This is a genomic window from Haloprofundus halophilus (assembly GCF_003439925.1).
In the GTDB taxonomy this organism is placed as follows: Archaea; Halobacteriota; Halobacteria; order Halobacteriales; family Haloferacaceae; genus Haloprofundus; species Haloprofundus halophilus.
Genome location: NZ_QQRR01000002.1, coordinates 576,471 through 588,607, shown reverse-complemented (window position 1 = coordinate 588,607; position 12,137 = coordinate 576,471). Strand labels below are relative to the sequence as shown.

General features: G+C 66.2%; 11 protein-coding genes. 8 read left to right on the top strand and 3 right to left on the bottom strand.

Translation table 11 applies throughout. The features are described from left to right. Nucleotides 1-309: 309 nt before the first annotated feature. Together DV709_RS12600 and DV709_RS12595 are read left to right on the top strand one after the other, a co-directional pair. Nucleotides 310-1,986, top strand: a complete 1,677-nt coding sequence (locus tag DV709_RS12600; protein WP_117594776.1) for a hypothetical protein — start codon at nucleotides 310-312, stop codon at nucleotides 1,984-1,986. Between the two features lie 94 nt (nucleotides 1,987-2,080). Next, complete coding sequence (locus DV709_RS12595) at nucleotides 2,081-2,635, top strand: GNAT family N-acetyltransferase (protein ID WP_117594775.1); 555 nt, start codon at nucleotides 2,081-2,083, stop codon at nucleotides 2,633-2,635. A gap of 24 nt (nucleotides 2,636-2,659) precedes the next feature. On the opposite strand, the gene DV709_RS12590 is transcribed toward DV709_RS12595, so the two are convergent. Continuing rightward, nucleotides 2,660-4,096, bottom strand: coding sequence for an NAD(P)/FAD-dependent oxidoreductase (locus DV709_RS12590; protein ID WP_117594774.1), 1,437 nt, complete (start codon nucleotides 4,094-4,096; stop codon nucleotides 2,660-2,662). 125 nt (nucleotides 4,097-4,221) lie between these two features. On the opposite strand from DV709_RS12590, the gene DV709_RS12585 reads away from it, so the two are divergent. The 3 genes from DV709_RS12585 (at nucleotide 4,222) to carB (ending at nucleotide 8,750) form a co-directional block, all read left to right on the top strand. Continuing rightward, complete coding sequence (locus DV709_RS12585) at nucleotides 4,222-4,614, top strand: hypothetical protein (RefSeq protein ID WP_117594773.1); 393 nt, start codon at nucleotides 4,222-4,224, stop codon at nucleotides 4,612-4,614. A 41-nt stretch (nucleotides 4,615-4,655) separates the two neighbouring features. After that, nucleotides 4,656-5,192: a DUF5815 family protein gene (locus DV709_RS12580; RefSeq protein ID WP_117594772.1), complete on the top strand. Its 537-nt coding sequence runs from the start codon at nucleotides 4,656-4,658 to the stop codon at nucleotides 5,190-5,192. Nucleotides 5,193-5,537: 345 nt separating this feature from the next. After that, a complete protein-coding gene (gene carB / locus DV709_RS12575; RefSeq protein WP_117594771.1) occupies nucleotides 5,538-8,750 on the top strand; it encodes a carbamoyl-phosphate synthase large subunit in 3,213 nt (1,070 codons plus the stop codon). A gap of 222 nt (nucleotides 8,751-8,972) precedes the next feature. On the opposite strand, the gene DV709_RS12570 is transcribed toward carB, so the two are convergent. After that, nucleotides 8,973-9,845: an NAD(+)/NADH kinase gene (locus DV709_RS12570; protein WP_117594770.1), complete on the bottom strand. Its 873-nt coding sequence runs from the start codon at nucleotides 9,843-9,845 to the stop codon at nucleotides 8,973-8,975. Nucleotides 9,846-9,993: 148 nt separating this feature from the next. Here DV709_RS12570 and DV709_RS12565 point away from each other — a divergent pair, with 148 nt between their 5' ends. The 3 genes from DV709_RS12565 (at nucleotide 9,994) to DV709_RS12555 (ending at nucleotide 11,852) form a co-directional block, all read left to right on the top strand. After that, nucleotides 9,994-11,163 (top strand): KaiC domain-containing protein, encoded by a 1,170-nt coding sequence (locus DV709_RS12565; protein WP_117594769.1) that lies wholly within the window; start codon nucleotides 9,994-9,996, stop codon nucleotides 11,161-11,163. Nucleotides 11,164-11,248: 85 nt separating this feature from the next. Then, on the top strand, nucleotides 11,249-11,488 hold the full coding sequence (locus tag DV709_RS12560) for an amphi-Trp domain-containing protein (protein WP_117594768.1): 240 nt from the start codon (nucleotides 11,249-11,251) through the stop codon (nucleotides 11,486-11,488). Nucleotide 11,489: 1 nt separating this feature from the next. Continuing rightward, complete coding sequence (locus DV709_RS12555; RefSeq protein ID WP_117594767.1) at nucleotides 11,490-11,852, top strand: hypothetical protein; 363 nt, start codon at nucleotides 11,490-11,492, stop codon at nucleotides 11,850-11,852. An 83-nt stretch (nucleotides 11,853-11,935) separates the two neighbouring features. Here DV709_RS12555 and DV709_RS17805 read toward each other — a convergent pair whose 3' ends face one another. Continuing rightward, the gene (locus DV709_RS17805; protein WP_157972734.1) at nucleotides 11,936-12,112 is read right to left on the bottom strand and encodes a hypothetical protein; all 177 of its coding nucleotides are present in this window, start codon (nucleotides 12,110-12,112) and stop codon (nucleotides 11,936-11,938) included. Nucleotides 12,113-12,137: the final 25 nt, after the last annotated feature.

Below are 12,137 nucleotides of genomic sequence, written 5' to 3'. Positions count from 1 at the left end.
GTCTCGAACGCTCCCGGTCGCTTTGGGTTGGATCCTGAGATGGCGTCCACAGTAGCCTCTCGGCCGACACTCGCACCCGCCGTTCGCTCGGCGGTGACGTCCGGCGGCAGACGACAGATCGCCGACGGGGGCGACACGCCGAAGACGAACGGCGGACTAATAACGCCCGTGTCCGTCGGCACCGGGTGGGTCGTCTCGGTCCGCGTCAACGACCGTTTCGATCAGCGCCAACCGCCGCTTCGGTCCGCACCAACCGCCGTTTCGGCTCGGTTTCGAACACCCGCGCGCCTCCGGAGGAAGTAACCGACGATGATGGACCCACGAAAGCTGACGAACACGGACGGTGTACGGCGACGACAGGTGTCGAGATTCGGCCGCCTCGAAGCCATCGCCGGCGAGTTCGCGTGGCTCGCACCCGCGATAATCGTCGCGCTGGCGACGTACACCGCCTACGTCGTCACGCACCCGTACCCCGCGTTCGGCGCCGGCCTCTTCCTGTACATGGCCGAGCAGATTATCCGCGAGGGGTACGCGCTGCCGGCGATCATCCCGCACTACACGCCGGAGGGGATTCCCTTCGCCTACCCACCGCTGGCGTTCTACGTCGCCGCAGTGTTGCACGACGCGTTCGGACTCTCGTACCTGACGATAAGCCGCTATCTGCCCGGCTTTCTGACGGTCGTCTACCTCGTGCCGTTCTACCTTCTGGCGCGCGAACTGCTCGGCTCGGAGCGGCAGGCCGGACTGGCGGCCATCTTCGTCGCCGTCGGGCCGCCGATTCTGCAGTGGCACATCTCCGGCGGCGGCTTCGTCCGGTCGCTCGGCGCGGTGTGGCTCTACACCGGCCTCTACACCGGGGTCAAACTGTTTGCGACGCGAGACCGACGGTGGCTCTGGCCGTCGGTGCTGCTGTTCGCACTGACGATACTGACCCACCCGGTGTACACGGCCTTCTTCGGCCTGTCGTACATCTGGCTGTTCGTCTACTTCGACCGAAGCCTCACGGGACTGCTCGAAGGGGCCGCCGTCGCTATCGGCGGTCTCGTGCTCGCGTCGCCCTGGTGGCTGACGGTGATCTCGAACCACGGCGTCGGCATCTTCGCCGGCGCGGCGGGGACCCACGGCGGCATCGGCAAGCAGCTGTTCGAGTTAGTCCCGACGTTCGTCCCCGGGTCGGCGTCGTTCAACCCGCCGGCGGTGCTGTTCTCCATCCGTCCGGGGCTGTTCAACCTCCAGTCGTTCGGGATGATCATCATCTCGGCGTTCTTCGTGCTGTACATCTTCTCGGGCGTCTACCTCGCCTGGCGGCGCTCGTTCTTCCTCCCGGGGTGGTTCGCGCTCTGTATCATCTTCGTCTCGAAGCCGCGGTTCGTCTTCACCCTCGGGCCGCTTATGGCCGCCGTCGTCATCTTCGACGTGCTTCGGCTGGCGTACCGGCGACTGTCGATCACGTCGCAGCGTCGGCGGCGGGCCGAACTGGCGGCGATATTCGTCGTGGCGATTCTCGGGATGAGCGTCTCGGTGTTCTACGCGGGCGGACACCTCGACTCGCACGCCGGGAGCACCTCGCAACCGGCGTTCATCAACGGCTCCGACGTCGAGGCGATGGAGTGGGCCGACGCAAACACCGAACCCGACGCCACCTTCGTCGTCGTCGGCGACGCCGCCGAGTGGTTCCCGCTGTACACCGACCGGACGATTCTCGTCGGGCCGTGGGGGGTGGAGTGGCGCGGGCAGGCGCAGTACCAACACCAACTCGGCCTGTTCAACCGCCTCTCGACGTGCCGGAGCGAAGCCTGTATCACCAAGTATCTCACCGAGTCCGGGACGACGCCCGACTACCTCTACGTCCCGAAGGGCGAGTACTCGGTGCGCGGGATGGAGAGCATCCAGTCCGCGGAGATGCGACAGGAACTCGTCGACTCGGGGCGGTACGAACTCGCCTACGAGAACCGTGGGGTCATGGTGTTCAGGGTCGTCGGCTGACGGCACGGAACACCGCCCCAACGCCGGTCTCTGGCAGTTCGAGTGTGAAACTATTGATCGGAAGACGTATTCTGCTATTCACAGTCGGTCACGTATGCCCGGCGCAGTCGTCGTTCGCGATGAACGAGTCACTCTGCGAACGTTCGAGACGGAAGATATCCCATTTCTCCAGCGAGCGCACGCCAACCCCGAGATTCGGTATCCGATGGGGAATCCGCTGAAGAGCCAAGCGGAACTCGAAAGCTGGACCGACGACGCGGCAGACCGATTCGTCGCCTGTCTCGACGACGGGACCGCCGCTCCCGGCGACGCCGACGATGCCCGCGTCACGCCCATCGGTGTCGTCACCGTCGAGGACGCTAACTGGCGTCGCCCGGAACTGACGTACTGGTTGGTTCCCGAGCGCCACGGCGACGGCTACGGGACGGAGGCAGTGTCGCTGGCTATCGACTACACCTTCCGAACCTACGCGCACCCGGCGGTCGGCGCGTGCGCATACGAGAGCAACGACGCCTCTCGGGGACTGCTGGAGTCGCTCGGATTCGTCGAAGAAGGTCGAACGCGAATGGCTTTCTACACCGACGGCGAGTACGTCGATACGGTTCAGTACGGGTTGCTCCGCAGCGAGTGGGACGCCGCGAACGAGTGATAGAGGCGCGGAGACGTTAGCGACTCAGTCGACCCGCCCCTTCTCGTCGATTCGGTCGGCGCACTCGTAGCCCGCGACGATGCCGCCGTTGAGGCTCCGTTCGGGGTACTGCGCGGCGCTGGCCATCCCCGCGTAGTAGACGCCCTCGCCGATGTCGTCGCTCAGGTCGTAGGGGACGACCATGTCGCGGTAGCCGCGCTCGTAGACGGGCGCGGCGCGGGGGTTGCGCGCGAGACGGAACTCGCTGACGAGGCGGCGGTGGAAGTTCGGGAACATCGTCTCCAACTCCGAGAGCCACGTCTCCTCGACCTCCTCGTCGGACATCTGCCAGAGCTCCTCCTCGTAATCCTGGATGTAGCTGGCGATGTACAGCAGATGGTCGCCGCCGTAGCGCTCCGGCGGGACGAAGTTCGTGTGCTCGATGAGCGCGCCGAACGGCGCGTCGTGGGCGACGTTGAGCCAGTAGGTGTCGGTGAGTTGCTCGTCCATCGTCACGACGGCACAGACCGCCCCCTGGAAGTCGATGTCGCACTGGTAGCCGGTGAGCCCCTCCAAGACGTTCGGCATCGTCGCGCAGACGACGGCGTCGGTCTCGTACGTCGTCGCGTCCGTGACGGCCGACTCGGCGGCCGCACTCGCGACACCGCCGTCCGTCGCTTCCGCCGCCTCAGCGACGTCCGACGACTCGGCGTCCCCCTCGACCGCTCCGTCTCCCTCGACCGCTCCGTCCCCCTCGACGGTTATCGACTCCACGCCGTCGTCGCCCGTCTCCAGTTCCGTCACGCGGGCGTTCGTGACGATGTTCTCGCGGCCGACGGCGTCGACGAGCGCGTCGACGAAGGGGGCGAACCCGCCCTGGAAGTAGCCGAGAATCTCGCCGCGCAGCAGGTCGCGCTCGCCGCGGAACTTGACGCGGCCGAGCAGCCAGGCCGCGCTCACGTCGTCTTTCCGACTGCCGAACTTCGCGTCGAGCAGCGGTTCGAAGAAGTTGTCGTAGACGCCCTGGGTCGTGTGGTCGACGATGAACTCCTTCAGCGGGACGTGTTCGAAGTCTTCGAGGTTCTCATAGGTGTCGAACTTCGGTCGGCCCCCGCGTACGTCGATCTCCTGGGTGAGCATCGTGAGGCGGAACTTGTCGTAGACGCTCAGATGCGGGAAGGCGAGAATCTCCCAGGGGGTGTCCATCGGGTACACCGCGCCGTTGAAGTAGTAGCCGTTCTTGCCGATGAGCCACTCCAGTTCGTCGCCGACGCCGAGCTCCTCGGCGAGTTCGACGATGGTCTCCTCGGACTTCGAGAGGTGGTGGTAGAACTTCTCTATCGGGTCGCCCCTCGTCTCGTAGACGGCCGCGAGACCGCCGACCTGGTCGCTGGCCTCGAAGACGCGCACGTCGTGACCGTGCTGTTGGAGGCGATACGCGCAGGCGAGTCCGGCGATGCCGCCGCCGACGACGCTTATCATACCCTGTACTGCGGCGTATCGAGGTAAGTCGCTTGTGGCTGGTTCGAGTCGGTAGGCGGAGGGTATCACCGACAACGGTGCGATGACCACCGAGCTATTTGCCCCTCTCGAACGTAACACCTCCCATGGCAGACCGACCAGACGTCGACGTAGACGTCGAAGTGGAAGTGGAAGTCGACCGGCAGGAGCTCGAGATCGAGGTGGGCGAAACCCGCAGCGCCGAGGCCGAACTGGAAGTCGACGGCGTCTCCATCGAGGTGGAACTCGAGATAGAGGGCGTCGAATCCGAAGCGGGAGGCGAGGAGGACGCCGAACTGAGCGAGTTCGAGGAGTCGACCGACGACGTCGCCCCCGGCGGCGTCGCCGCGGCGAGCGAGAGCGAGAGCGACCTCGAAGGCGCGGAGTCGGAAGCGAGCGACGACGAGGACGACGAGGAAGAGGACGCCGAATCAGAGGAAGAAGAGGACGACGGGGAAGAGGACGAAGAAGAAGGCGAAAAAGACGACGACGAGGAGTAAACAAACGCGCTTTTTAACCCTTCGAGACTGCAATCGGAGGTATGGCACAACCGCGCGTCCCCGGAGGCGGGGGCGACGAACTCGAACTCCCCTGCGGCGAGACAAAGCGCGTCAGAGACCTCGACTTGGGGCTGCGCGAGTTCGACTGCGCGTGCGGCGAGACGCACGCCGTCGTCACCGACTCCCACCCCCCCGAGCGGTTTCTCCCCGAGTTCCTCGTCGAGGTGCTGCGCGAGGCCGTCGAGACGACCAGCGAGGAGATGCCGGAGTTCGGCACGCCGCACCTGATGGGTATCGTCCTCGAAGAGTTCCCCCGCCGCGTCGTCGGCGAGGACGTGAGCGAGGACCAGCAGGTGGGCTACGCGATGGTGTGGGTCACCGACTTCGACTCGCGCCGCCTCCACGAGATAATCGTCGAACTCGTCGTCGAACTGATGGAACACGCGGTCAGCCACGCTGAGGACGACGCCGCGCTCTCGCAGTTCGAGACGGAGATGCTGCAGTTCGACGTGAGCGAGTTCGTCGAGCAGTACCGCGCCGAACGGGATTTCTCGTCGGACGACGTGTACGCGCAGTGAACGCCCGGTTCGACGCGTAGCCGGGTCGAGACGCGCCGAGTAAGAACCGGACGTCAATAGTTATCCGACCGGACACAGTACCGAAGAGTGGCTTCTTTCGTCGCGTTTCGAAAGTGGAAGCCGAAGCGACGTGCCCCCACACGCCGCTTCTGCCGCGTCTCAGGCCGCGTGAGGCGGTGGCTTCCGTCCGAACGACATACTCGGTCGGTGGTAACTCCTGCGATTCCGAAACTGTGCCCCAGCTGACGGTCGGCCGTCGCGCCGGTGCTGCGAAATTCGAAAAGAGGTTACGCATATCGCACTGTTTCGCCGGGCTTATTACGATGTACGAACTTCCCTGGAACGATGACCGACGAGGAACCCTCGACAGACCAGCAGGCGACGTCCGACGACCGGACCATCCTGCTCATCGGCAGCGGCCCCATCCAGATCGGACAGGCGGCGGAGTTCGACTACTCTGGCGCGCAAGCGTGCCGGGCGCTTCGAGAGGAAGGGGCGCGAGTCGTCCTCGTCAACTCGAATCCGGCGACCATCATGACCGACCTGGAGATGGCCGACCGCGTCTACATCGAACCGATCACGACCGAGGCCATCTCGGAGATAATCGAGAAGGAACGGCCCGACGGCGTCATCGCCGGACTCGGCGGGCAAACGGGACTAAACGTCACCGCCGAACTCGCCGAGGAGGGCGTCCTGGAGGAGTACGACGTCGAAATCATGGGAACGCCGCTGGACACCATCTACGCGACGGAGGACCGCGACCTGTTCCGCCAGCGGATGGAGAAAATCGGCCAACCGATGCCGAAATCGACGACTATCTCGCTCGACGAGGGCGAGAAAGTGGCGAACATCACCGAAGCGGACCTCGAAGAACGCGTCGACGCCGCCGTCGACGAGGTCGGCGGCCTGCCCGTCATCGCGCGCACGACGTACACCCTCGGCGGGTCGGGGTCGGGCGTCGTCGACGAGATGGAGGAACTAATCGAACGCGTCCGCAAGGGGCTTCGCCTCTCGCGCAACAGCGAGGTGCTCATCACCGAGTCCATCGCGGGCTGGGTCGAACTGGAGTACGAGGTGATGCGCGACGCCGACGACTCCTGTATCATCATCTGCAACATGGAGAACCTCGACCCGATGGGCATCCACACCGGCGAGTCAGTCGTCGTGACGCCCTCGCAGGTGATACCCGACGAGGGACACCAGGAGATGCGCGACGCCGCGCTCGAAGTCATTCGCGAACTCGGGATTCAGGGCGGTTGTAACATCCAGTTCGCCTGGCACGACGACGGCACCCCCGGCGGCGAGTACCGCGTGGTGGAAGTGAACCCGCGCGTCTCGCGCTCCTCGGCGCTGGCGTCGAAGGCGACGGGTTACCCCATCGCCCGCGTGACGGCGAAAGTCGCCCTCGGCAAGCGTCTCCACGAGATAGAGAACGAGATCACCGGCGAGACGACAGCCGCGTTCGAGCCGGCGATCGACTACATCGTCACGAAGGTGCCGCGCTGGCCCAAGGACAAGTTCGAGGACGTCGACTTCACGCTCGGGACGGCGATGAAGTCGACCGGCGAGGCGATGGCTATCGGCCGGACGTTCGAGGAGTCACTTCTGAAGGCGCTTCGCTCCTCGGAGTACGAACCCGCCGTCGACTGGGCCGACGTGGCGGACGAGGAACTCGAAACGGAGTACCTCGAAAAGCCGTCGCCGGACCGTCCGTACGCCATGTTCGAGGCGTTCGAGCGCGGCTACAGCGTCGCCGACGTCGCGGAACTGACGGGCATCGAGTCGTGGTACGTCGAGCGCTACGGCCGCGTCGTTGAGTCGACCGTCGCCGCCGCGGAGGGCGACTTCTCCGCGGCCGCCTCGGCGGGACTGACGAACGTAGACGTCGCCGCGACGGCGGGCGTCGGCGTCGAGGAGGTCGAGATGAGCGTCCCCGACCGCTCGTTCAAGCAGGTCGACACCTGCGCCGGCGAGTTCGAGGCGTCGACGCCGTACTACTACTCGGCGCGGCAGCCCGAGTTCCTCAACGGCGACCCCCTCGACGAGGTCCGCGTCGACCGCGACGCGACGAGCGTCGTCGTCGTCGGCGGCGGCCCCATCCGCATCGGGCAGGGCGTCGAGTTCGACTACTGCGCGGTGCACGCGGTCCGCGCGCTCCGCGAGCAGGGGATAGACGCCCACGTCGTCAACAACAACCCCGAGACGGTCTCCACCGATTACGACACCTCCGACGGCCTGTTCTTCGAGCCGATAACCGCCGAGGAGGTCGCCGACGTCGTCGAGGCGACGGGCGCCGACGGCGTGATGGTGCAGTTCGGCGGGCAGACCTCGGTGAACGTCGGCGAACCGCTGGAGGCGGAACTCGCGCGGAGAGGCCTCGACTGCGAGATTCTCGGCACCACCGTCGAGGCGATGGACCTCGCGGAGGACCGCGACCGGTTCAACGCGCTGATGGAGGAGATGGGCGTCGCCCAACCGCGCGGCGGGACGGCGACGACCGAAGAAGAAGCGCTGGAACTCGCGGGCGACATCGGCTACCCCGTGCTCGTCCGCCCGAGCTACGTCCTCGGCGGCCGCGCGATGCGCGTCGTCGACGACGACGACGAACTGGAGGCCTACATCCAGGAAGCCGTCCGCGTCAGCCCCGACAAACCCATCCTCGTCGACGAGTTCCTCGACGGCGCGGTCGAACTCGACGTCGACGCCGTTTCGGACGGCGAGGACGTGATAATCGGCGGCGTGATGGAGCACGTCGAGTCCGCGGGGGTCCACTCCGGCGACTCCGCCTGCGTCATCCCGCCGCAGTCGCTCGACGCCGAGACGATGGGGCGCGTCCGCGAGGTCACCGAAGACATCGCCCGCGCGCTGGAGACGGTCGGTCTGCTGAACGTCCAGTTGGCGGTGAAGGACGGCGAAGTGTACGTCCTCGAAGCGAACCCGCGCTCCTCGCGGACGGTACCGTTCGTCTCGAAGGCCGCGGGCGTCCCCATCGCCAAACTCGCGGCGAAGGTGATGGCGGGTGCGTCGCTCGCTGAACTCAGTGTGGAAGAACAGATTCCCGAGCACGCGAGCGTCAAGGAGGTCGTCCTGCCGTTCGACCGCCTCCCGGGCAGCGACCCCCGCCTCGGCCCGGAGATGAAGTCGACGGGCGAGGTGATGGGAACCGCCCGCTCGTTCGGCAAGGCGTACGGGAAGGCGCAGTCTGCGGCCGGGTCGCCGATTCCCGAGGGCGGGACGGCTGTCGTCTCGTTCCTCGGCGACTCGTTCCCCGCGCCGGAGAGCGAGGAGGCCGAAGAGCTCCGCGAAGAGCTCTCGACCGTCTACGACGTCGGCGAGTTCGACGACGTGACCGCGGCGCTTCGCAAGGGCGACGTCGACCTCGTCGTCTCCGACGACCGCGACCTACTGGAGACCTGCGTCTCCGAGGAAGTGCCGTACTTCTCGACGGCGGCGAGCGCGAAAGCGGCGCTGACGGCGCTGGACGTCCGCGACGAGCCGCTCGACGTGATGGCCGTCTCGGACCGTCCGCGCCGGACGGCCGAGTGGGGCCGGAACTGAGAGCGGTCGCCACTTCCCCGACCCGATAGGACAGCGTCGCTTCGGTGACTGTCCGTCACCCGTGTAAAAGTCGTTATCCAGTCCGAACGCGTAGATGCAGCACAGGGCGGACCGTTGCACGGGGATCGGTGACCTGGTCACCTACGAATCGCGTGCCCGCAGCGGTCCGTCCTGCCTTTTCGTCGGAGCATCGACCGAGCGCGCGGCGGCAGTTGCGTCGACTCAGTCCAGTTTATTGAGCGCCTCGAAGAAGTCCGAGGACGGACCGGCGATTCGGAGCGGCGTCTCCGCCCGGCGAATCTCGACTTCCGTCGGCGGCGAGACGGGGTAGGAGTGTTTACCGTCGCTGACGACGACGGCGTCGTCGGCCGTCTCGTCGTCACTCGCGGGACGTTCGTCGGTCTCGTCCCGTCGGCCGACGGCGGTCACCGTCACGGTCACCGTGGCGTCGGGGGCGACGAGAAGCGGCGGCATCCCCTCGTCGGGACACATCTCATTGACGACGAGGCCGCCGACGCTCGGGTGGACGAGCGGGCCGCGCTCGCTCAGGTTGTACGCCGTGCTCCCCGTCGGCGTCGACACGAGGAGTCCGTCGGCGTGACCGCTGGTGTACAGCGAACCGTCGATTCTCACTTCGAGGTCGACGCCGCCGCCGCGGCCTCGACGGCCGCCCTGAACGACGATCTCGTTCGTCGCCGGGTCGCTTCGCCAGCCGTCGCCGACGGCGACGAGTCGGGGGACGACGCGGACGCGCTGGTCGCCCTCGCGGACGGCGGCGACCTCCGCGAGCACCGCGTCGACGGCGTCGTCGGGGCCGACGGCGTTCAGAAAGCCGACCTCGCCGAGGTTGACGCCGAGAATCGGCGTGCCGTCGGCGCCGCTGGCCGCGAAGAGGAACGTTCCGTCGCCGCCGATGCTGACGATGAGGTCGCAGTCGCCGAGCGCCTCGACCGGGCGACCGTCGAGGCCGAGCAACCGGCCGGTCGCTTCGTCGAGGGTCACGGAGGCGTCTACGGCCGAGAGTTGCTCTCGAAGTTCTTCAGCGAGCGTGGTCGCTCTGGTGTTTCCCTTCTGAGCGACGATGCCGACGTTCATGGAACGGCTTCGCCCGCGGCCGTCAAAAGCGCACCGTACGGGCAACATTGATAGCGGCGGCATCCGAGAGACGGACGATGAGTAGTCGACCGCCAGGGGGGAGTCGCCGCGCCGGACCCGACCGTGGTCCACGCGCGACGGAGAGACGATGAGCGAGGACGACGACGACTGGTTCGAGCAGGCGCTCCGCGACGGAGAGGGGGAACGTGACGAGGACGGAGGTGACGGAGAGGGGGGACGTGACGAAGACGTGAGACGCGACGAGGACGAGAGACGCGACGAAGATGGAGGACGCGACGAGGACGGAGGACGCGACGAAGACGACGAGGGCGCGGGCGTCGAGACGGAGAGCGGCGAGGACTCCGACCGGCCGGCCGCCTCCGAGACGCCCGACGGTGAAACCTTCGGTTTCGGAGGCTTCGGAGGCGGAGAGTCCGGTTTCGGTGGTTCCTCGGGAGGCGACGAGGACCTCGGTTTCGGAGGAGGGTTCGATAGCGCCGACGGCGACGACTTCGGCTTCGGCGGGTTCGACGACGACCCGCGCGACGAGGAGTTCGGCTTCGGCGGCGGCAACGACGCCTTCGGTGGCGAGGAGTTCGACGAAGAGGCGCTCGACTCCAGTATCGAGCGGGTCAGAATCGGCATCGACGGCCTCGACGAGATGATTCTCGGCGGCGTCCCGAAGCGGTCGCTCATGGTCGCTATCGGCAGCGCCGGGACCGGGAAGACGACGTTCGGCCTCCAGTTCCTCGACGAGGCGCTGCGCGACGACGGGCGCGCGGTGTTCATCACGCTCGAACAGAGTCGTGAGGCGGTGTTGTCGACGGCCGAAGAGAAGGGGTGGCCGTTCCGACGTTACGTCGAGGAGGACCGACTGGCGGTCGTCGAACTCGACCCCGTCGAGATGGCGAACAGTTTGGCGAGCATTCGCAACGACCTGCCCGAACTCGTCGAGGAGTTCGGCGCGGACAGACTCGTTCTCGACTCGGTGTCGCTTCTGGAGATGATGTACGACCACCCCTCGAAGCGCCGAAGCGAGGTGTTCGACTTCGCTCGCTCGCTCAAGGAAGTCGGCGTGACGACGATGCTCACCTCCGAGGCGAAGGAGGACAGCCCCTACACCTCCAAACACGGTATCGTCGAGTATCTCACCGACGCGGTGTTCGTCCTGCAGTACGTCCGCCCGTCGAACTTCCGCGAGACGCGACTGGCTATCGAGATTCAGAAGATACGCGACGCCAACCACTCCCGAGAGACGAAACCGTACGAAATCACCCAGAACGGTATCAGCGTCTACCGGCAGGCGAACATCTTCTGAGGAACGTGTTCGGACGGAAGAGTTTCGTCAGAAATTGACAGTCGCCCGACTTTTATCTCCTTTTGCGTTGTACGGAGAGACACCTATGGCCGACAAAACAGAGAGTAAGCAGGAGCGAACAGGGCCAGAGTTCGCGGCCTATCTGCGGAAACTGGCCGACGGGTTCGAATCGGGCGAAGAGGTCCGACTGACCGTCGGGAACAAAGAGGTGACCGTTCACCCGCCGGAGTCGTTCGACACCGAAGTGTCGGTGGTCGAGCGGTCCTCGGCGCTTCGGGGGAACAAGGAGACGGTCGAACTCACCGCAGAGTGGAGGGTGAAGTGAGATGGCGCTCGTCGACAGCGTTCTCATCGTGCTCGTCAACCTGCTCGTCGGGGGGCTCGGTCTCTACCTCGGGGTGAGACTGCTCATCGACAAGCAGGCGAGTTTCGCCTACGCCGTCGTGACGGCGGCTATCGGCGCGCTCGTCTGGGGACTCGTCAGCTTTTTCCTCGGCTGGCTCCCCATAATCGGGCCCGTACTGACGCTACTCGCGTGGGTCGGCGTCATCAACTGGCGTTACCCCGGCGGCTGGGGCAGCGCGGCCGCCATCGGCGTCGTCGCGTGGGTGGCTTCCGTCGCGGTGCTGTACGCGCTCGGTATCTTCGGAATCGTCGAACTCACCGCACTGGGCATCCCCGGCGCCTGAAGCGTCGGAGCGAACGGTCGGCCCCGTTTTCGTGGACCTCCCATCTCCGTGACCGGAGCCGCAGGTTTCGGAGCCGTTGCGACTCACGGCTTCCCGTGGCCGGCGTCTACCGTCTCGGTCACTTCTTCCGCAGTGAGAACCCAGGTGACCGCGGCAGCGACGCCGCCGACGGCAGCACCGAAGGCGCCGAAGAACAGGCCCCCGACCACGAACCCGACCGTCAGCGCCATCAGCACGAAAACGGGGTGGCTCGGCTTCACGGGTCGGTGTACAGTTGCGCTCCGA